Source organism: Nocardia sp. NPDC019323 (genome assembly GCF_044389845.1).
In the GTDB taxonomy this organism is placed as follows: domain Bacteria; phylum Actinomycetota; class Actinomycetes; order Mycobacteriales; family Mycobacteriaceae; genus Nocardia; species Nocardia implantans.
This window is the reverse complement of sequence record NZ_JBIRYN010000005.1, coordinates 42277-63302: the sequence shown is the minus strand read 5'-3', so window position 1 is coordinate 63302 and position 21026 is coordinate 42277. Positions and strand designations below refer to the sequence as shown.

General features: G+C 67.3%; 15 protein-coding genes. 8 read left to right on the top strand and 7 right to left on the bottom strand.

Annotated elements, in window-relative coordinates; all coding sequences use genetic code 11:
* Positions 1–3 precede the first annotated feature (3 nt).
* Both ACH49X_RS19680 and ACH49X_RS19675 read left to right on the top strand, forming a co-directional pair.
* Positions 4–906 carry an alpha/beta hydrolase gene (locus ACH49X_RS19680; protein ID WP_357207952.1) on the top strand — a complete coding sequence of 301 codons (903 nt, stop codon included), beginning with the start codon at positions 4–6 and terminating at the stop codon, positions 904–906.
* 157 nt (positions 907–1063) lie between these two features.
* Complete coding sequence (locus ACH49X_RS19675; RefSeq protein WP_195082905.1) at positions 1064–2035, top strand: enoyl-CoA hydratase/isomerase family protein; 972 nt, start codon at positions 1064–1066, stop codon at positions 2033–2035.
* Between the two features lie 33 nt (positions 2036–2068).
* Here the strand turns inward: ACH49X_RS19675 and ACH49X_RS19670 are convergent, their stop codons facing one another.
* On the bottom strand, positions 2069–3205 hold the full coding sequence (locus ACH49X_RS19670; RefSeq protein WP_357207954.1) for an FAD-dependent monooxygenase: 1137 nt from the start codon (positions 3203–3205) through the stop codon (positions 2069–2071).
* 137 nt (positions 3206–3342) lie between these two features.
* Here ACH49X_RS19670 and ACH49X_RS19665 point away from each other — a divergent pair, with 137 nt between their 5' ends.
* Entirely contained in the window at positions 3343–3954 is a 612-nt protein-coding gene (locus ACH49X_RS19665) for a TetR/AcrR family transcriptional regulator C-terminal domain-containing protein (RefSeq protein WP_323124554.1), read from the top strand.
* 162 nt (positions 3955–4116) lie between these two features.
* Here ACH49X_RS19665 and ACH49X_RS19660 read toward each other — a convergent pair whose 3' ends face one another.
* From ACH49X_RS19660 to ACH49X_RS19645, 4 genes are all read right to left on the bottom strand, one after another.
* Positions 4117–6330 (bottom strand): molybdopterin oxidoreductase family protein, encoded by a 2214-nt coding sequence (locus ACH49X_RS19660; protein WP_357107423.1) that lies wholly within the window; start codon positions 6328–6330, stop codon positions 4117–4119.
* Between the two features lie 66 nt (positions 6331–6396).
* Positions 6397–6954, bottom strand: coding sequence for a GNAT family N-acetyltransferase (locus tag ACH49X_RS19655; RefSeq protein WP_195082901.1), 558 nt, complete (start codon positions 6952–6954; stop codon positions 6397–6399).
* Between the two features lie 348 nt (positions 6955–7302).
* On the bottom strand, positions 7303–7452 hold the full coding sequence (locus ACH49X_RS19650) for a hypothetical protein (RefSeq protein WP_357207957.1): 150 nt from the start codon (positions 7450–7452) through the stop codon (positions 7303–7305).
* 94 nt (positions 7453–7546) lie between these two features.
* Complete coding sequence (locus ACH49X_RS19645) at positions 7547–8134, bottom strand: hypothetical protein (RefSeq protein WP_357208007.1); 588 nt, start codon at positions 8132–8134, stop codon at positions 7547–7549.
* Between the two features lie 402 nt (positions 8135–8536).
* On the opposite strand from ACH49X_RS19645, the gene ACH49X_RS19640 reads away from it, so the two are divergent.
* Both ACH49X_RS19640 and ACH49X_RS19635 read left to right on the top strand, forming a co-directional pair.
* Positions 8537–9502, top strand: coding sequence for a DUF4231 domain-containing protein (locus ACH49X_RS19640; protein ID WP_357207959.1), 966 nt, complete (start codon positions 8537–8539; stop codon positions 9500–9502).
* Positions 9503–9602: 100 nt separating this feature from the next.
* On the top strand, positions 9603–13898 hold the full coding sequence (locus tag ACH49X_RS19635) for a TIR domain-containing protein (protein WP_357207961.1): 4296 nt from the start codon (positions 9603–9605) through the stop codon (positions 13896–13898).
* A 552-nt stretch (positions 13899–14450) separates the two neighbouring features.
* Here the strand turns inward: ACH49X_RS19635 and ACH49X_RS19630 are convergent.
* The gene (locus ACH49X_RS19630; protein ID WP_357207962.1) at positions 14451–15491 is read right to left on the bottom strand and encodes a hypothetical protein; all 1041 of its coding nucleotides are present in this window, start codon (positions 15489–15491) and stop codon (positions 14451–14453) included.
* A gap of 794 nt (positions 15492–16285) precedes the next feature.
* Between ACH49X_RS19630 and ACH49X_RS19625 the strand changes: the two genes are divergently transcribed.
* The 3 genes from ACH49X_RS19625 (at position 16286) to ACH49X_RS19615 (ending at position 19559) form a co-directional block, all read left to right on the top strand.
* Positions 16286–17002: a metal-dependent hydrolase gene (locus ACH49X_RS19625; protein ID WP_195082895.1), complete on the top strand. Its 717-nt coding sequence runs from the start codon at positions 16286–16288 to the stop codon at positions 17000–17002.
* 115 nt (positions 17003–17117) lie between these two features.
* Positions 17118–18275, top strand: coding sequence for an SMP-30/gluconolactonase/LRE family protein (locus tag ACH49X_RS19620; protein ID WP_357208009.1), 1158 nt, complete (start codon positions 17118–17120; stop codon positions 18273–18275).
* Positions 18276–18311: 36 nt separating this feature from the next.
* On the top strand, positions 18312–19559 hold the full coding sequence (locus tag ACH49X_RS19615) for an alpha/beta fold hydrolase (RefSeq protein ID WP_357207967.1): 1248 nt from the start codon (positions 18312–18314) through the stop codon (positions 19557–19559).
* A 46-nt stretch (positions 19560–19605) separates the two neighbouring features.
* On the opposite strand, the gene ACH49X_RS19610 is transcribed toward ACH49X_RS19615, so the two are convergent.
* Positions 19606–20697 (bottom strand): hypothetical protein, encoded by a 1092-nt coding sequence (locus ACH49X_RS19610; RefSeq protein ID WP_357107445.1) that lies wholly within the window; start codon positions 20695–20697, stop codon positions 19606–19608.
* Positions 20698–21026 lie beyond the last annotated feature (329 nt).

Here is a 21026-nt window from a genome sequence, read left to right as displayed (position 1 = left end):
GACATGGAGGAGTTCGCGTCCTGGCGGGCGAACGGACGACGCCACACACATCGCGGCCACCAGATCTTCTGGCGCGACGCAGGCGCAGGCCCCGACGGGACGCTGGTGTGCATCCACGGATTCCCCACCGCGTCCTGGGACTGGCACCGCATCTGGCCCGGCCTGTGCGAACGCTTCGCCCGCGTCATCGCTCCCGACATGATCGGTTTCGGCTGGTCGGCCAAACCCCGCCACTACGACTACCGCATCACCGACCAAGCCGACATCCACGAAAACCTGCTGCGCGAACAAGGCATCAGCCGATTCCACATCCTCGCCCACGACTACGGCGACAGCGTCGCCCAGGAACTGCTGGCCCGTGACGTCGAACGCCGCGCCGCCGGCGACGAATCCCTCACGATCGAATCGGTGTTCCTGCTCAACGGCGGCCTGTTCCCCGAAGCCCACCGCCCCCGCCCGGTGCAGCGGCTGCTGGCCGGTCCGCTCGGCCCGCTCGTGGGCGTGCTCGGCAGCGAACGCACCTTCCACCGCAGCCTGGCCGCGGTGTTCGGACCCGACACCAAACCCACCGACGTCGAACTGCACCAGTTCTGGCTGCTGTGGTGCAGCAAACACGGAAAACGCAACGGCCGCAAGCTGATCCGCTACATGGCCGAACGACGCAGGCAACGGCAGCGCTGGGTGGGCGCGCTGCGGCAGGCCCGCGTCCCGATCCGGCTGCTCGACGGCCTCACCGACCCGGTCTCCGGCGGCCACATGGTGCGCCGCTACCGCGAACTGATCACCGACCCCGACGTCGTCGAACTGCCGCGCATCGGCCACTACCCGCAACTGGAAGCACCCGAGCAGACCCTCGCGGCACTGCTGGAATTCCACGACACCCGCGTCCACAAGCCCACCGCCTGACCCGCGTTCCGGACCGGCGGGGCAGCCGGTCCGGAACATCGGGACGCTCCCGCGGCACTAGGGTGGAGACCACGCCACGCCAGCGGGCCGCACCGCCGAAACACCGTCGCGCGGAGCCACTCTCACAGCCCGACAACGCGCACCCCAGGAGCCGCCGATGCCCGCCGCAGACCTCTCCCTCGAGACCATCGACCTGAACCAGACCGGGCGCGTACTCACCGCGCGGGTCGTCGCACCCCCGTGGAACTTCGTCACCACCGCGGTCGTCCGCGACCTCGACACCCTCACCGCCGCGGCCGACGCCGACGACAGCGTCGGCGCGGTCGTGCTCACCGGGGGACTACCCGGCCGCTTCCTCACCCACGCCGACCCCGCCGCCCTCGGCGGCATGATCGACAAACCGCGCCCCTTCGTCCCCGCCCGCGCCGCGGCACCCTTCCTGCGCGCCGCCGCGGCCGCCCTGCACGTGCCCGGCGCGACCGACCTGGTCGAACGCCACGGCGGAGGACTCGGCGCTGGCCTGGTCTGGGGCTACCGCTGGAAACGCACCACTCTGCGGATGAACCGCTCCGGCGTCGCCTACCTCGCCGCCATCAACGGACCCGCACTCGGCGGCGGCCACGAAATCGCCCTCGCCTGCGACCTGCGCTACGCCGCCGACGCCGAGCACGTGCGCCTGGGCCAGATCGAGACACTGGCCAACCTCATCCCCGGCGGCGGCGCCACCCAACGCCTCACCCGCCTGCTCGGCGCCGCCAAAGCGATCGAGATCACCCTCGAAGGCACACCCTTCACCGCCCAGGAAGCCCTGCGCCTGGGCTTGCTGCACCGGGTGATCCCCACCCAAGACCTGCTCGCCGAAACCCAGGCCACCGCCGCACGACTGGCCGCACGCAACCCGCTCGTCGTCGCCGAACTCAAACGCGCCGTCTACTTCGGCTCCGACAAATCCCTCTCCCGAGCCCTGGACGCCGAACAGGCCGCATTCGTCTCCGTCGGCACCACGGCCGCCGCCGCACGCACCACGAAAGCGTTCTTCGAAGACCTCGCCCGTCTCGACGACACCCCGTTCCTCGCCGATCCCCAGCCCTGGCTCGACGGCACCCGCGTCGACCAAGTCAGCGGATAGCACGGCCCGAGCCCGCAGCACAGCGTTCAGAAGTCAGCCGCTGGCGACCTCCTCCGAACCGGGTTGGAAGAACGCCAAAATCCTGCGGCTGGCGTCCGGCGCCATCAGCATCTCCTGGATGGACGCGCACTCCCGGGCGACAGCGCTGGTGCGTTCGAACATCTCCCGCTCGTATTCCGCGACGGCAGAAGGGAAGTCCTCCGGGCGCGCGGCCAGCGCCAGGCCGAGCAGCGCGCCGTCCAGCAGCGCCATGTTGGCGCCCTCGCCCACCGGCGGCATCAGGTGCGCGGCATCGCCGAGCAGCGTGACCCCCGGCGTCGACGGCCAGGTCAGCCCGACCGGCAAAGTGGTGATCGACCGCGGCACGACCGCGTCGTCGCAGGCCGCGATCAGCGCGAGGAAACGTTCGTCCCAACCGGAGAGCAGATCCATCAGCCGCGCCCGCGCGGCGGCGGGGTCGTCGAACGGGATCCCGCTGGTGGACCACCAGTCCTCGCCGGTGTTGTAGAAACTGAGGCCGATGCGGACGCGGCCGTCACCGTTGCGCTGCGCCGCCAGCGACAGTCCGTCGCCCAGCACCCAGTAGTTGCCGCGCCCGACCATCGCCGCGAGATCGGGGTGGCTGCGGTCGATGTCGGGAATGCCGAGTTCGACGACGTTCTGGCCGATATGCGCCGGGCGGGCGTCGGTGAGCAGCGCGCGAACCCGCGACTGCGCGCCGTCCGCGCCGACCAGCAGCTCACAGGTCGCAGTGCTGCCATCGGCGAAGCGCAGCACACCGTTGTCGGCGGATTCGAACGCCCGCCCCCAGCGCACCGCGCCCTCGGGAAGGGAATCCAGCAGCAGGCCGCGCAGATCGGCGCGATCGACCTCGGGTCGCTCGAGCGGGGCGTCGTCGGGGGTGTCCTCCTGCAGCAGCAAGGTGCCGTCCGGCTCCAGAAGGCGCATGTCCTGACCTTCGCCGCGGGCGATCGCGTGGAACCGCTCGATCAGGCCCGCCTCGCGCAGCGCTCGCTGCCCGGTCCCGGAATGGATGTCGAGCATGCCGCCCTGGCCGCGGGCCTCGCGCGAGGGCTCGCGTTCGTACACCACGGCGTCGATGCCGTTGACGTGCAGCACGCGGGCCAGCGCCAGGCCGCCGAGGCCGGCTCCGATGATGGCGATGGACATGATTGCCTCTCTGATACACCGTACTGTTCCGATACAGTGTATCGGGACGGGCGTTGTATTGTCAGCGCATGTTGGTGTGGGAAAGACCCGAACCACCGAATCGACCCGTACCGGCTCCCCTGAGCCGGGAACGGATCGTGCGAGCGGCGATCCGGCTGGCCGACGCCGACGGCCTGGAAGCAGTGTCGCTGCGCAAGGTCGCCGCCGCCCTGGATGTCGGGCCGATGCGCCTCTACGGCTACATCGCCACCAAAGACGAGCTGCTCGACCTGATGGTCGACGCCGTCTACGCCGAGATCCGCCCCACCGGAAACAGTCGCCGCGAGGTGCTGCGCTCCGTCGCCGAAACCACCCGGCACGCCGTCCACCAGCACGAATGGCTCGCCGACCTGCTCGGTGGACGGCCCCAGCTAGGACCGCACGCGCTCGCCAGGGGAGAAGCGGTCATCGCCGCACTCGACGGCGTCGACGTGGACCTCGTCATGCCGGTGGTCACCGCGGTGGACGCCTACGTCATCGGCGCGGTGCGCCGCGAGATCGCCGAACGACGCGCCGAGCGGGCCACCGGAATGGACGAAAAGCAGTGGCAAGCCGCCTACGGACCCTATCTGCAGCGCGCCTTCGCCACCGGCCGATACCCCGCCTTGGCCACGGTCATCCGCGACGCCGCCCACCTCGACGCCGACCAAACCTTCCACACCGGCCTCGAGTTCCTCCTCGACGGCATCGAAGCCCGCATCCCGAGCTGACGCACCACCGACACCGGCCGCCCGCGGCCCGGTCGACACGATCCGGCCCCGCAGCCCGATGACATCCGCACCGACGCGCACTACCTCAGCGCCCGTGCGGTCACTCGGCAACACTGCGGCACCCGGACCGCCTTCGCCTCGCGACAGGACTGTTCGCCCTCGTCAAGCCGTCGGCGCGGGCTCACGCTCGCCGGCACCGGCACGTTCCCCGGCCTCGACCGACGCCCGCGTCACCGTCACCCAGGTGTTGTTCACCGCCGCCGTCCCCGAGAACGTGTCCGTCAACGCCGGATCGTGCAGCAGATTCACGTTCGCGCCCGGCAGCGACGCCGCCACCGTCCACCCCACACCCGGCTCCTGATGCCCCCACCCGTGCGGAATCGCCACCGTCCCGGCCCGGATGTCATCGCTCACCTCCAACGGCACCACGATCGACCCGACCCGCGAACGCACCGTCACCGGCTCACCGTCACACAACCCCCGCGCGGCCGCATCCTCCGGATGCATCAACGCGGTGCAACGATCCCGCCCCTTCACCATCGACGGCACATTGTGCAACCACGAGTTGTTGCTGCGCAGATGACGACGACCGATCAACTTCAAGTCGTAGCCGTCCGACGGCGCGGTCACCGCCCTACCCGCTCGCGCGTCCGCCAGCACCTGCCGCGCAGCCGCCACGAAATCCTCCGGCGCCAAATGCACCTTCCGATCCTTCGTCCCCAGCAACGACCGCAACCGCGGCCGCAACGGCCCCAGATCGACACCACCCGCAGCCGCACGCACCTTACCCACCGTCAAACCCTTACGGCCACGCCGCAACACCCCGTACGGACCAGCCGCCACACCCAGCGACGCGATCCGCAGCGGGCTCACCCGATCGAACAACGCGTTCAACGCCCGCGCGGTGAACCGGCGCGCGGGCAACGGCAGCACCTCGGTCACCAACCGCGCCATGATCTGCCAATCCTCCAACCCATCGGCGGGCGGCTCGAACACCCGCGCGTCGAAACGCAGATTGTTGCGCACACTGAACACCGGGAACAGGATGTTGACATCCTCCCGCTCCAACGGCGAAATCGGCGGCAAGATGATGTCGGCATGCCGCGTGGTCTCCGTGACGTACATGTCCACCGCCACATAGAAATCCAGCGAATCCAGCGCCGCCCCCAACCGGCCCCGCTGCGGCGTCGACAACACCGGATTGCCCGCATACGTGATCATCGCGCGAATCCGGCCCGGCCCCTCGGTCAGCATCTCCTCCGCCAGCGCCGCCACCGGCAACTCCGAACGGAACGACTTGTAGGTCCCGGAGCTGTCGGTCCACGCCCCGTACCCCACCGGCAGATACTTCCCGTACCGCACCGCATCGATCGGCGGCGTCGCGAACATCTGACCGCCCGCCCGATCCACATTGCCGGTCACCGCGTTGATCGTGTTCACCAGCCAATGCGTCAACGTGCCCGTCACCTGCTGACACACCCCGATCCGCGCGTACAGCACCGCAGAGGACGCCGCCGCGTGCTCGCGAGCCAGCCCGCGAATCGTCTCCGCGTCCACACCCGCGTACTGCGCCATCGCCTCCGGAGACGCCTCGGCCACCAGCGACCGCAACAGCTCCCAGCCCGTGCTGGACGCCCGAATCGCCTTCTCGTCACACAAATCCTCGGCCACCAGCACGTGCAGCATCGCCAGCAGCAGATACACATCCCCACCCGGAGCCACCGCCACATGCTGATCGGCCAGCCGCGCCGTCTCCGTCCGCCGCGGGTCGATCACCACGACCTTCCCCCCGCGCCGCCGCACGTCCCGGATCCGCTGCTTCGCATTCGGCATGGTCGTCACCGACCCGTTCGACACCGCCGGATTCGCCCCCAGGATCACCAGGCGATCGGTCCGATCGATATCGGTCACCGGCATCAGCACATTCGAGCCGAACATCCGCCACGCCACGAATTCCTGCGGGAACTGATCGATCGACGACGCCGAGAAGAAATTCCGCGTCAACAACACCGACCGCAGCAACACCGCGTACAGCACCGACGAACTGTGCGCGGCCGGATTCCCCAGATACATGCCCACAGCACTGTTCCCGTGCTCGCGACGCACCTTCCGCAGCCGCCGCCCGATCTCGGCGAACGCCTCGTCCCAGCCGATCGGCTCGAACGACGAACCCACCCGCCGCACCGGCGTCCGCAACCGGTCCGGGTCGTGATGCAACCCGCCCATCGCCGTCGCCTTCGGGCAGATGTAGCCCTTCGACAACACGTCCTGCGGATTGCCCTCGATCCGCGTCACCTGATCACCCTCGACCGTGACGAGAATCCCGCAGTGCGCCTCACACAACGTGCACTGGCGGGCAATGGTGGTAGCACTCATGAAATTTCACCTTCTGCCGGATCGCTTCCCACAGGCTATCTGGGACAGCTCGTTCCGTACAGCTCTCTATGTCGGACCGATGCGGACATGCACGTGCATGTCGTGCCAGCCATCCGCGTGCAACCCCGCGCTGCGCTTCACACCTTCCGGCGCGAACCCCGCCTTCACCGCCGCCCGGCACGACGGCAGATTACGCACCGAATGCGACACCTCCAGCCGATGAAAACCCACCCCGAACGCCCACCCGGTCACCGTCTCCACCGCGGCGGGCGTCACCCCGCGACCCCGCCACCCCGGAGCCGTCCAGTACGCGATCCCCGCCACCCCGTCCGCCGGCGCCATATGCCGCAACCCGACCCGTGCCGCCACCACATCGCCGACCACGACCGCCCACTGCGGGCCGTCACCACCACGCCAACCCGCCCGCCAGCGCGCGATCAACTCCCGCGCCTCGGCCTCGGAAACAACATCACGAACATGCCAGCGTTGAATATCCGGATCCTGATAGACGGCCCGGATCACCGCCGCATCGTCATTCGTCCACGGCCGCAACAACACACCCTCACCCCGCAGGCTCGGCTGGGATTCGGCGGCGAACACTTCGGCGGCGACCACATCGGGCATCAGAGCGGACACACCCGGATTGTCACCCGACCCACCACCCGCCGCCACGGAATCGTCGAAGTGCCCGATGACGCCTCGCCGCAAGCGGTTCGCACGCAACCCGCACCGCCGGCGGTGAGCGCGGAGACGCCATCGGGCGCGGTTCGAGGACCTCGCGCTGCGCATACCGCGAATAGGCCGCGAACATCTCGGTGCCGAATCACCTCGCCGAACAGCGGCCCATTCCCACACGCGCGGCCGCCGACGGGGGACCGGCTTACCGAACACCCCTGTCCGGCCGTGGCCACAGGGCACCCCACGCCACCAACGAGACGGACGTGCTGTCAACCGTCCCAGACCGTGCGGCAGCTACACCGTGCCCGGTTCGGCGCGGGCGCTCGGCACCGGCACCGGCACACCGGAGTCGACCAGAATCGACGCCAGCAGCCGACGGGAGCGGGCCGGATCCGAGGCGAGCGCGTCCATCCGGTCGATCTCCGACTTCAGGATCGCCACCACCTCGGCACACGGTTCCAGCCCCGGGAGACCATCGCGGGTGCACGGCAGCAACCGGCCGATGACATCGGTGCTCAGTCCCGCCGCCAGAAGAGCCCTACGCGGCCGGGACTCCCACCGCCGCACCGCCGACGGCAGCCACCGGCTTCGGCGCCGAGAACCCCGGCAGGAACCGGTTCACCGCGGGGATCATCAGATGGATCAGCGGGCCGATCCCGAAGGCGTACACCAGCGTTCCGACGCCGACACTGCCACCGAGGACGAACCCCGTCGTCAACACCGTCAACTCGATCGCCGTGCGCACCACCCACACCGAGCGACCGGTCCGACGAACCAGTCCAGTCATCAGTCCATCCCGCGGACCCGGACCCATGCCCGCCCCGATATACAGCACACTGGCCACAGCGTTCAGCACAACCGCGGCCGCCATGGCGCCCACCCGCACCCCGAGCGCATCCCACGACGGCAACCACGCCAACCCGGCGTCGACCGACACCGCGATCACCACGACATTGCTCACCGTGCCCAGCCCGGGCAACTGCCGCAGCGGAATCCAGACCAACAACACGGCAACACCGGTGAGCGCCGTGACGGCACCGAAACTGATCGGCACATGCCGCGCCACACCCTGATGAAACACATCCCACGGATCCATCCCGAGCTCGGCCCGCACCATCACCGCCATCGAGAACCCGTACAACCACAATCCGACATACAACGCGACCAACCGACGAACCAGCACCACCCCAGCGTGCCCGCAACTGGACACCACAACCAGAGCCAATCACCGATCACTGGACCGTACAACGAAAGCCACGAAACGCGGCAGCGTGAGGACGTCGCACCGTAGTCCCTCATCCAGACGACGCAACAGGATGTGCCGCTAGGCCAGGGGAGTGCGATCTAGAAAAAATCCGAGACTTACCGCATCCCCGCCAGCCGAGTACGCGCCAGGCGCTCGGTTGCGAGGCGATGACGAAGGACGGGCACAGGGGACCGCGGCGGGTTCCGTCTCAGCCGCGCCGTTCCCTGGAGACGCCGTCCGAGGAGGTGACAATGCGTGGATACCGAGCCGAGGAGAAACCTGGTGACCTACGAAGACGATGCGGTCGCGTCACTGTGGGCGAGGAGGGCTCGCTGGGCCCGCGCCGCCGATGCCGGGAAGCGGCGCGCGGACCGCGCTCGCACCGCCGTACTGAATCTCGGCGGCGCCGGGGCCATCGCCGCGGCGATGACCGCGACGATCTTGCGGACATCCGGCCTGCCACAACTCGTGGTCACCACCATCGGCGCCATCTGCCTTGCCGTGGCGACCTTCCTCACAGCTCACTTCCTCACACCCGCCGAGTTCCGCCGCTGGTCTCGCGCCCGCGCGGTGGCAGAGAGCATCAAGCAAGTGATCTACCGGTTCCGCGCACGAGCGCACCCCTTCCTCGGGGACAGCGCCTTGCCCAACCTGTACCGGGCGATCGCCGAGATCGAGGAGAAAGCCGAGGACCTCCTGCCCTACATGACCGAAAACGCTCCCGACTCCACATCCAGAGGCGACACCCAACGCCCGGATACCGCGGCACCCCCTCCGCTGACCCCCGAAGACTACGTGGTCCTCCGAGTGCAGCACCAGATCACGCACTACTACCAGCACAGGGCGCAAAATTACGCCCGACGAGCACGGCGCCTGCGGAGGTGGACCCTCATGCTCGGCCTGGCTGCCACCGTCCTCGCCTCCGTCGCCGCGGTCCTGGCCGGCACCGCGACCGTCTCGACCCCCACCTCCCCGGCCTCCGCACTGACGCCATGGGTAGCGGCGCTCACCACGCTCAGCGCGGGAGTCGCCGGTCATCTGACCGGCCGCCGATACGAGTTCTTGGTGATGACATATTCCGCGACGGCACGTCGCCTGCAACAACTCCTCCAGGAGTGGAGGGCACAGGGAGCACCCACCGACGACCAGCGGTGGACAGCCTTCGTCGACAACTGCGAGAACATAATCGCCGCCGAGAACCAGACGTGGGTCGCGAAATGGGCCGAAGAACCACCTGACCACAGATGAAGCGCCGGTCCCGTGCACAGCGGCAGGCCGTCTTCGACACCGCGGAACGAGTAGTCCACTACTCGCGCCACCTGTCGCAAACCGCGACAGCATTTCCCTTATGTATCGGGTATTCGTGAGCCATTCCAGCCGCGACAAAACGGCCGCGGTAGCCGTCACCCGATGGCTGACCGAGAACGAACCGAGCCTGAGCGGGGAGATCTTCCTCGATGTCGACCCCCGAACCGGCATCGCACCAGGAACCCGCTGGAAGTCCGAACTCGTCCGCGCGGTTGACCGCTGCGAAGCGGTCATCTGCTTGATTTCCTCCGATTGGGAACGTTCAGCCGAGTGCCTAGCCGAATTCCGTCACGCGGAATCTCTCAACAAACGAATCTTCTGCGCTCGCATCGACCCCGCGGCTCGCGGACAGAAAACCCGCGAGTGGCAATTCTGTGACCTCTTCCCCGACGGGCACAGCCCGGTCACCACCATCACATCGGAAGACGGCGGCGCCCCGACCGTTCTCGCCAGCGACGGCCTCCACAGGATGCTCCGCGGTCTACGCGAAGCCGGAATCGGCGCCGAACACTTTCCGTGGCCACCACCGGGCGACTGCAAGCGTGCCCCCTACCGTGGCTGGCAATCGATGGAGGACGTCGACGCGGCCATCTTCTTCGGCCGTGACCCACAAATCCTGCGCGGCCTCGACGTCCTTCGCGGCATGCGCTCCACGGCTGTCGAGGGCCTGTTCGTCGTACTCGGCCCGTCCGGCGTCGGGAAGTCGTCATTCCTGCGCGCCGGACTTCTTCCCAGGCTGCGCCGCGACCGCGACAACTTCCTGCTCTGCGACATCGTCCGCCCCGAACGCGCCGCGGTAACCGGCGATCAAGGCCTCGCGAACGCCATCCTGCAACTCAGATCCAGCGCCGGCCTGACCCGTCCGGCGCTCGGCGACATCAAAGCCGCCTGCCTGGCAGGCGACACCGGCCAGCTGACGAACTGGCTACGCGAGGCACGGCGTGATCCGCTCGACCCGAGCGCGGCGCCGACGCTGATCCTGCCGATCGATCAAGCCGAGGAATTGTTCACCACCGAGGCCGGGCCGGAGGCAGCCACATGCCTCGGGTTGCTCGGCAAGCTGCTGCACTCCGACGCGATCGCCGAACTGCCCATGATCGCCGTCGTCACCATTCGAGCCGACCGATATGAGGCCCTACAGACAGCGCCGGAACTACTCGGCGTGCACACCAGGGAATTCAGCGACTTGAAACCGATGCCGGTGAGCGAATTCAAAGAAGTGATCACCGGACCGGCCGCTCGCGCCACCACCGCGGGCCTGCGCCTGAGCCTCGCCCCCGCGCTCGTCGCCCAGCTGGTCACCGACGCCACCGGCGGCGCGGACAGCCTGCCGCTGCTCGCGCTGACGCTCTCACGCCTCTACCTCGATTACGGCAGCACCGGCGAACTAACCCTCGCCAACTATCAATCGATGGGCGGCATGCAACATATCGTCCACGCCGAAATCGATACGCTGCTCGCCACCGATCCCGACCTCCGGTCACAGCAACTCGACGTGCTGCACGCGGCGTTCATTCCGTGGCTGGCCACCATCGATCCGAATACCGACCAGCCCTCACGCCGAGTCGCGCGCTGGAGCGAGCTGCCGCCGGCCAGCCACGACCTGATCAATGCCATGGTCGCCCGGCGACTGCTCGTCAAGAACGAGCGCGGCGGCGAGACAGTCATCGAGGTCGCGCTGGAAAGCCTCCTCCGGCAATGGCGCCCACTGACCCGGTGGCTCCAGGAACAGGCCAAGGACCTCAAGGAGGCTGACAACCTCGATCGCGCGGCTGCGGACTGGAACCGCAACGCACGCAGCCCGGAGTGGCTGATCGAAGGCGCACGACTCGCCACGGCGATGCAGTTGGCGAACTCCCCGATGTTCACCGACCGGGTTCGGCACGCGGCCGAGTTCCTCGAAGCTTCCAAGAAGCGCGAAGATGCCGAGGCTGAGGCCGAGCGGCAACGCCGAGAAACAGAATTGCGCAACGCGCAACAACGCCGAGACGAGGCTCAAGCGCACGCGGCCGTGCTGCACAAACGCACGAAGGTCCTGCGTGCGGTGCTCGCCCTGACACTGGCGGTGGCCCTGATCGCGGTGACCGGCTTCGTACTGGCGGTCGCCGCCCGCAACGACGCCAACACGAAACGCCGGGAAGCCGACGACCGCAGCCGTGAGGCACTCGCCGAACGACTGACCTCGCAAGCACAGGCGATGCTCGCAGGAGGCCAACCCGGCAGCGAACTACAGGCAATAACAAAATTGCTGGCCGCGCAGCGTATCTCCGCGAACCCGAACATCGGTGCACTGGTCACCGCGTTGAGCAAAAAGCCCGAACTGCAGAAGATCGTCGACCCCTCCGGTGGCGGTCCCGGGACTCCCGCGCTCAGCGCTGACGGTCAGCGGATCGCAGCGTACACCCCCTCAGGAATTCGACTGTTCGACACCGAGACCGGGCAGCCGATTGGAAAGCCGTTCGCAGACTCCAAGACCACCAGCATCATAAAGCCGAGTTCCGACGGCAGATTCGTCGCGATATACAGCAAGGACAAAAGGATCCGGGTATGGGACTCAGCCGTCCCACAGCCCATCGGTCAGCCGATGACCGGCACTGTGAATTATGCCGGTGTCGTGGCGGTCAGTTCCGACGGGCACCGAGTCGCCGCGATAGACAAAGGCAGTGCCGGCACCGCGGACACTTTGCGGTTGTGGGACACGGAGACCGGGCAGCAACTCGGAAGTCCATTGACAGGATCCGTCGGCCGAATGTCCGCTCTGGCGTTCAGCCCAGACGGGCGACACCTGGCATCAGCCAGCTCGGACAATACCGTTCACCTATGGGACGCAAGTAACGGATCGGCACTCGGCGAACCGTTGCGAGGCGGCGGCGACCCCCGCATGGGCGACAATGACGCGACCTTGAGCGTGGCATTCAGCCCAGACGGCCATGCCGTCGCCGCAGGCGGCCACACCGTGGGCATCGGAACATTGCTCAGTGCCGGTTCACCGCTACGGTTGTGGAACGCCGAGACCGGCGAGGCGATCGGCACACCGATTTTCGGAAACTACGGAGAAATTCAGTCTGTGGCATTCAGCCCGGACAGCGGCCGGATCGCCACCGGAAGCACCGACAAGACCGTACGACTGTGGGACGCACGCACCGGCCAGCCGATCGGCGATCCGCTCGAGTTCCAGGGACCGATGTCGGATGTCGCCTTCACCCGGCAAGGAAATCGGATCGTTTCGGTATCCAGCGACACCGTCCAGGTGTCGAATGCCGATACGTATGCGACACTCACCACGAAAATGGGTGGAAGCATGGCGGCTACCACGGGGGACGAGGGAGGCTACGGGCTCGACAGTACAGCCGATCGCCCGCGTATCCTCGATTTCCACGACGACACCTTCCGAAGCTTCGACGCCGATACCGGCGAACCGTTCGGGCCCGCCATTGTCACGGAGGCACTTCGCGGAACCCAAGCGTTCGACCTCAGCCCGGACCACCGCTGGCTCGCAGTCACGACCGGAAAAGAAATCCATATCGTGGACACCTCCAACGGACAGCCACACGGCGAACCCATCAGGGGACACGACGACTACGTGAACTATGTGGAATTCGACCCCAGCGGGCAGACAATCGCCACTGCAAGTGACGACAAAACAGTCCGACTCTGGGACTGGCGAAACGGCCGACAGATCGGCAATCCTATGACCGGTCACGAATACGGCGTCCGATCCATTGCCTTCAGCGACGACGGCCACCGTCTGTATTCCCACAGCGCGGACTCGCTTCGGATCTGGGACACAGCGACCGGACGAGCGATCGGCAAGTCGATCGGCCGCCCCAACGCTTTCGGTTTCGGCGACATGTCGATCAGCGCCGATGGTCGGCGCATCGCCGGGGCGAGTGGGAAAACGATCCAGCAATGGGACGCCGAGAGCGGCGAGGCGGTCGGCCCGCCGATGGAAGGCTCCGACCGACAAGTAGACATCGCCTACAGTCCCGATGGCCGCCACCTGGTCTCGATCTGCGCGGACAATACACTGCGATTTTGGGATACCACCACAGGAAGCCAGATCGGCGAGGCCGTCGACACGACGGCCGCCGGCCAAGCCACCTACGTCGAGTTCAGCCAGGACGGCCGCCGCATCTTCATCAGCGCCACACGCGTCTCCCTCGACGGCAGACCGCCATTCGTGGGCGGCGGTATCTGGCAGCTGCCGGCGCCCATAGCATGGATGGACGCGTTATGCGACAAGCTCACCTCGAATCCGAGCCATGAGCAGTGGAAAGACTGGATCTCGCCCGACGTGCCTTATCGAGAGCCGTGCCCCGGCAAGCCCAGTCCTTGATGTCATCGTGCTCATCAGTTGGTCGCCACTGTTGGGCAGTACCGTCAGATGAGCAGCAACTCAAGCTGCGCTACGTCACTGTGACGAAACCATGCGGAGCGGGGAGGGGCAGTAGAAGGGCGTGGCAGTCAGACGTCACAGCGGCAACGCAACGCATGCATATTTATGCATGCGTTGGGGAGTCATTCGACCACACGGAACAGCCATGGCCGAAGCCCAACACGAGCCCGGCAGCTCTTGAGCCTCACCGGATGAACCTGTCCGCACGCCAGATCGAACAGCACGCCACACGTACTCAACCACCCCCACCGACCAGCCCGAAACTTTGCCGATAATCGACATTATGTCAACTAGAGGTCGGGCCCGACTCCCCTCGAGTCGGGTGCCGTCATCCGACAGCAAGCAGCTCGGCGTCAGCCCTTCACGCCTCGGCAATTTCTTGGCCCCGTCCGTAGATGTGAGACGTGTCAGTCGCGCTGAGAATCGTGCGGCAAGGCCCTGAGCCACTCGCTTGATACCGGACCCGACCCCAAATGACCCGGCGCCAAGGCTTCAGAGCCGAGCCAGCATGTCCGCCAGTTCCGCGTGCAGGTCGAACAGTGCGGGAATCTGGTCCGACGGGCGCCGGCCCATCCCGCACTCGGTGGCGATGCCGAATTCGGCGACCGCCGTGCGGGCAGCCTCGATGCGTTCGATCGCGCCGGCGCGGCCGTCGGTGGCGTGCACCAAACCGAGGTACAGGTCCGTCTCCGGCGGCAGAGCGAGATCGGCGAGGGGCTTGAAATAGTCGGCGTCCGCGCGAGAACGCGGCACCGGCAGATGAATCCAGTCGACCGGCCGGTCCAGACCGGCCAGGATGCGGCCCGCGACCGCCGCCAGCTTACTGGTATCGACGGGCTCCGCGAAGTGGCGATGTCCGAAATCCCCGTAACAAAGGTGATAGCCGAGCTCCACCGTTTCGGGCACCGCGGCACCCAGCCGAATCAGTCGTTCCCCCACACCTTCCAGCTGCGCCGGATAGTCGGCACCGAACCAGGACGGGAAGATGCCCTCGAAAATGGCGAACTCGACAGCGGCATCCCATTGCACCGCAAGGTCTTCGGCCGGTATCCCGGCGAGGATGACGGCGAGTTCGTCCAGCAGCCGCGCCTCGTACCTGCGTTCCAACTCCCCCTGCGGGCCTGCGACGAATGCTCCGATCACCGCGATGGGCGTCGGCAAGCTCACCTGGAACCGGGTACCCGCGGGTATGGTGCCGCCTTCGCGCAACTGCCGGAAGACCTGCCAGGATTCCAGAGCCGCCGCCGCGTAACCCAGAGCGCCGAAGTCGATCGACGCCGCCGCCACGCCGGGTTTGGGCTGCACCCGTTCGCTCGGCCCGTATTCCGGACTGGGCGGCGGAACAGTTTCCAGGTCCGGATGTGCCTGCATCTTCGGCAGCTGCCACACCACCCAGTTGTCCCGCTCACCCGTCTCTCCGTCCGGTATGCGCTTCAAGTGCTTCCCGATCCGCCGCGACGCCTCGGAGAAGACCGTCCGCGCATCCGCCAACGGAACACTGCCGCACAGATGGACCCCACGCCATTCACCCACCGCAACCTCCTCCAGGCCGCCCACCGCTGCCAGATATTTGCCGCACATCCAGACAGAAGTCCGATGTGACAGAAAGCAATCGATCAGTTCACGCTATGCGGTGCAGCGTAGGGGCAGATGGCGAACTAAGTTCACCACCCCTGGGAAACTGTCAGCGATCGGTTCACCAGCGGACCGCCTCAACCGGCGGCCTTGCCGGTCCGCCGAAGATCGGTGCGGTTGGCGCATGCCGGGTGAACGCTCGCGCCGCCTGTACCAGGACAACACGCACCTCGCCCATGGCGGTCTGACCGAACCGCACTCTCCCCCTCCGGTCATTCACCGTCGACACCACCGATCCGATCGACCGATCAGACCTACCACGGTGCGGCCGTGGCGATGGTTGCTGTCGGCGACGCCCTCGCCTTCTGGCAACACCTGCGTTTTGACGGAGAGGCCCCCCGCGGTGTCTGTGCTGTTGTGTGTTTCGGTTTGGTTGGTGCGTGATTCTGTTTGGGTTGCGATCTATGCATATATACGCACAGGAACGTATCGCAATTTTTAATCGAGTTGTCACACAGTTACGCCGCCGGACCAGCTGCCGACGCCAGAGCTCTGGGCAAGGCAACGCGCACGTGTTCGACGCCGAATCGGACAATCACTGTTCTGCGCAACGTCTTCCGGCCCGTCCCGACTTCCGTCAGCACTCCCCTACCCCATCTCGCAAAACCGGTCGACGAGACGTACTCCTCCCTTGCTCCCGCTCGCGCAGCGGCATTCGCGATCCGATACGAAGCTGAACTAACGTTCGAATGGTGCTTGGACATTCACATGCGACCAGTGGCGCGCTGGCCTGGTCGGCGGCAGCGGCGACGCTGCCGGTCACGATCTTGACGTTTCCGGCTCTGCAGGACGCGACGGGACATCTCGGTACCGTCGATCTGCTGCTGGGGGTCTTCCTCACCGCCGGCGCCGCACTGCTGCCCGATGCGGACCATCCCGACGGAACCATCTCGCATGCCTTGGGCCCGATCACGCACACCGCATGCAAGCTCATCTCGTGGGTTTCCGGAGGTCACCGCGGCGCCACCCACTCTTTGGCGTTCGTCGCGGCCGTGGCCTACGGCACGTGGGCCGGCGAGCACTGGCTCGGCCGCTGGTTCACCCTCGGGCTGGTCTTCTTCCTGCTGGCCCTGGCCGTGCGCGCTCTGCATCTGTGCCCGTCCGGCAACAACTTCAAGGCGTGGGGACCGATCGTCGTACTCGCCTCCGCGGGCACCTTCGCGATGGAACATTGGATCGCCGACAAGCCGGTCTGGCTGCCGTTCGCGGTCGGGCTCGGCGCGCTGGCCCATCTGATCGGCGATTGCCTCACCGAGCGCGGCTGCCGCTTGTTCTGGCCTTTCGATGTTCGAGTCAGTTTTCCCGTCATCGAGCGCACCGGCAACAAGGTCGAAACCTTTCTCGTGGCACCACTGTTCACGGTCGGTACGCTGGCCATCCTCTGGTACACCATCACGCACCAGCCCTGACGTCACCGCTCCGCTCCCCTGGCTTCCGACACCCGGCGAGATGGCGCCCTGATCGGAGGCCTGGGCAGCGGCAGGCGACCACTGATTTCGCATAAACGCTGCCTCCTTGTCCTCTGTGCTTTCTTTGGTTTGTTCGCTTTTGTGTGAGGTAGGTGGAACCAGAGGGAGATACATCGTTCAATGCGCATATCTAAGTATCGACATCTTATTTTGCAGGCTGCCAACCCGGCACCGTTTTCCAGGAGCTCCGCACTTCCCGGGCTACCCTGATGCGATGCTCGCCTCCGCCATGAAGCCGCAGCGCTGGACTCCGCCGCCCTCCCCAGCCCGAGCACGGCAAACCCGCAGTACCCCGCCTCTTCCCGCGGTGCGGCGTATCGAGCTGCCCGGCGCGGGCCCGGAGGATGTCGTCCTCTCCCCCGACGGCAGGATCATCGCGGGCGTCGAGGGTGGCGCCGTTCTCAGCATCGATCCGGCGACCGGCGAGGTCCGCGAACTCGCGAACACCGGGGGCCGTCCGCTCGGCCTGCACGCCGACGCCGACGGGCGCGTGTTGATCTGCGATTTCGAGCGCGGCTTGCTGGAGCTCGATACCGAGGGCGCATTGACCGTTCTGGTGGACGAGATCGATGGGGAGCGACTCCGGTTCGCCAGCAACGTGGTGCGCGATACCGACGGCACGATCTACTTCTCCGCCTCGTCGCGCCGATACTCGCTGGATGAGTACATGGGTGACATCCTGGAGCATTCCGGCACCGGTCGCCTGTTCCGCCGGGACCCCGCAGGCGAGGTCGAGACGCTGATCGATGATCTGCAATTCGCCAACGGCGTCGTCCTGGCGCCGGATCGCTCCGGTGTGGTCGTCGCGGAAACCGGCGGTTACCGCCTCACGCGTTATTGGCTGACCGGCCCGAAGGCCGGCACGCAGGAGCGGTTGATCGAGAACCTGCCTGGATTCCCGGACAACCTCGGTCTCGGCAGTGACGGCCTGATCTGGATCACGCTTCCTTCCCCGCGCAATCCGTTGCTGGACCGGCTGCTTCCCCTGCCGGGCGTGCTGCGGCGGATCGTGTGGAAACTGCCGACATGGGTGCAGCCGAAGCCGGCGCGGACGGTGTGGGTATTGGCGGTCGATTTCGACGGCAATGTCGTGCACGACCTTCAGGTCGAAGGCACCGACTATTCGATGGTGACCGGCGTGGTGGAGCAGGACGGCGTGTTGTATCTGGGCAGTCTCACCGAGCGGGCCGTGGCTGTGTCGAGGGTGCCGTAGGGTTCACTTTTCAGTGCACACTTGTACACTCGAATGGTGACGAATGGTGTGCCCCAGCGGCAAGCGGAGGTCAGGGCGCTGGCTCGGCTGGCCGGTGACGAGCTCGGCGGCGCGGTCGATGGGATCGCGGCCGTGCACCGGGCGATCGCCCGCCGTGTGTTCGGTGCGGTGCGGTGGGGCGTGGGGCCCGCGGCGGCTCCGGTGCAGCTGATGCACGACGCGATCGCCGAGAGCGTCTACCGCGTGGTCAGCGGTTCCGCGGTGGCGGTGGGTATGGTCGCGGAACGGGCGGCGGATCTGCCCGGTGTCGCGCCGTCGCGCACGGTGTACGGCTCGGGGTTGCTGGCCGCGTTGCAGGGTTTGATCGGTGACGATCTCGAGCGGACGCGGCCGATTCTGGCCGGTCCGATGACGTTTCGCATCGACGGCGCTCCCGTGCCCGCAGAGCTGGTGGGTGCGCGAGTGCGGCGGCCCGGTGGGCATGTCGTGGTGTTCCTGCACGGCTTGGTGGAAACCGAGCACGCGTGGCGTTGGGGCGGCGGGCCGGCCTATGGCGAGCGGCTGGAGGCCGATCTGGGATGCACGTCGCTGCAGGTTCGGTACAACTCGGGGCTGCACATTTCGGAGAACGCGGCGCAGTTCAGCGAATTGATGCAGGGACTGGTCGACGGGTGGCCGGTGCCGATCGAGCGGGTATCGCTGGTGGGGCATTCGATGGGCGGGTTGGTCGCCCGTGGCGCGTGTTTCGTGGCGAGTGAAGCCGGGTTGCCGTGGGTGCGGCGGGTGCGTCAGGTGGTGTGCCTGGGTTCGCCGCATCTGGGCGCGCCGCTGGAGCAGGTGGTGCATTACGCGTCGGCGGCGCTGGTGCGGTTGCCGGAGACTCGTCCGTTCGGGCGGCTGTTGCGGCGCCGTAGCGGGGGTATCCGGGATCTTCGGGACGGCTCGCTGGTGGATGAGGATTGGCGTGATCTGGACGCCGACGCACTGCGTCGCCGGGTGGTCCGCGAGGTTCCGTTGTTGCGGGATGTGGACCACTATTTCGTCACCGCGACCGTGACGCGCAGTGCACGGCATCCGCTGGGGCGTGTGATCGGTGACGGGTTGGTGCTGACGCCGAGCGGTTCGGGTCGTGCGCGGGCCCGGCGCATCGGGTTCGATGTCGACAAGGGGATGCATCTGGCGTCGGCGCATCACTTCACGCTGCTCAATCATGCGGCGGTCTATCGCGCGCTGCGTGCCTGGTTGGCCTCGGAAGCGGTGGTGTCGGGCGAAGTTTCGCCGTGAATTCCCTGCGGGCGGGGCAGGGGGTGGCCGTGCCCCGCCGCGGCGTTCAGAGGAGGTCTTCGGGGTCGGCGTCGGCTTCGAGGCGTACGTCTTCGGCGAAGTGGGTTTCGGGGTCGTCGTGCTCGGTGTGGGCGGCGTAGAGCAGCAGGCAGCCGCGGATGCCGTCGAGGAGGTCTTCCAGGAGGTCGAGGGCGGGGCGGGCGGGGTCGAGGCGGCTGATGCGGAAGCCGGTGAGCATTGCTTCGCGGGTGTCGGCGTCGACGCCGAACCGGTGGGCTTGGGCTTCGATCTCGGCGACGCGGGCGACGAGGCTCCATGGGGCCGGGACGCGGCCTTCGTGGACGGCCACCGCTTCGGCGATCAGGTCGAGGACGACTTCGGTGGGGGTGTCGCCCTGGGCGAGTCGTTCGAGGACGAGGGTGGGGGTTTCGACTTGGAGTGCTTCGATGTCGTCGGCTTCGGCGACGACGTCGGTGGTCGGTACGTTCGCGGCCTCGCCCGCGACTTCGGCGGCGGCGTAGAGCCAGTGTGCGGCGGCGACGGAGGCGGAGGCTGGGTCGAGTTCGGTGAACAGTTCGATGCTGCCGAGCGGGTCGGCGCGCAGGAGTGCGTCGGCGGCGTGCACCTGCGCCGGGGAGACGTCGGGGCGGGACAGTTCGACGGCTTGGCGGGCGCGGCCGGAGAGGTCGCCGCGTTCGGCGGATTCGATGGCTTCCTGCTCGATGCGTACTTCGGCGGCGACGGTTTCGAGTAGGGCGGCGTCGTCGATGTCGTGGAGGGTGCGGCCGATGCGGTGGGCGGATTCGACGACGCCGCTGTAGGAGACGAGCAGTCCTTCGTCGGTGGGCAGGTTGGGGCTGCGCAGGCCTGCTTCGACTTCTTTGAAGTTGCGGCGTTCTTCGGCGCGGCGCCATGCTTCGCTGTTGGGGACGTCGGGGTCGCCCGCGGCGCTGGCGGGGTGGGTGTAGGTGCGCCATTGGAACCGCGAGAGGGTGGTGAGGTTCGACGCCAGATCGGTTGCCTGGTCCCTGGTCACCTGCGGGGGCAGGGTGGCCACCGTTTGGGCGAGGTCGCCTCGTCCGGTCGCCCAGGTGGCGACGAGGGCGGCGCGGTCGGCATCGAATGCGTATCTGGTCACCTGGGCAAGTCTGGTCGATCAGCGGCGGATGCGCTCGGTCAATTGATTCGCTTGTGTGATGTTGTACGGCGTTTCCCGGGGACGCGCTGGGTGGATGGATTCCGGCTCGGGACGCCGGCGAGACCGGTTGCGCGTGTGCCGACCGTTGCGGGTCGGGTCCGCGGGTGGTGACGCCGCGCGGTGTGGCGCGGACCCGGGTGGGTTTCGTGGCGTGGTCGGCTGCGATGGGTGAGGGTGCTGGCGGCGGGCGTGGCGTCGGCGCGGCGGTCGCGGATGGGGTGATCGTGACCATGGTGGGATCTGCGACACGCTGGTGCTTGCCGGACACT

What these genes read in the sequence shown, in the direction of transcription:
- ACH49X_RS19635 (WP_357207961.1), top strand. Translation starts at nt 9,603, where the DNA reads ATGTATCGGGTATTCGTGAGCCATTCCAGCCGCGACAAAACGGCCGCG.
- ACH49X_RS19655 (WP_195082901.1), bottom strand. Translation starts at nt 6,954, where the DNA reads ATGCCCGATGTGGTCGCCGCCGAAGTGTTCGCCGCCGAATCCCAGCCG.
- ACH49X_RS19660 (WP_357107423.1), bottom strand. Translation starts at nt 6,330, where the DNA reads ATGAGTGCTACCACCATTGCCCGCCAGTGCACGTTGTGTGAGGCGCAC.
- ACH49X_RS19670 (WP_357207954.1), bottom strand. Translation starts at nt 3,205, where the DNA reads ATGTCCATCGCCATCATCGGAGCCGGCCTCGGCGGCCTGGCGCTGGCC.
- ACH49X_RS19680 (WP_357207952.1), top strand. Translation starts at nt 4, where the DNA reads ATGGAGGAGTTCGCGTCCTGGCGGGCGAACGGACGACGCCACACACAT.
- ACH49X_RS19675 (WP_195082905.1), top strand. Translation starts at nt 1,064, where the DNA reads ATGCCCGCCGCAGACCTCTCCCTCGAGACCATCGACCTGAACCAGACC.
- ACH49X_RS19645 (WP_357208007.1), bottom strand. Translation starts at nt 8,134, where the DNA reads ATGGCGGTGATGGTGCGGGCCGAGCTCGGGATGGATCCGTGGGATGTG.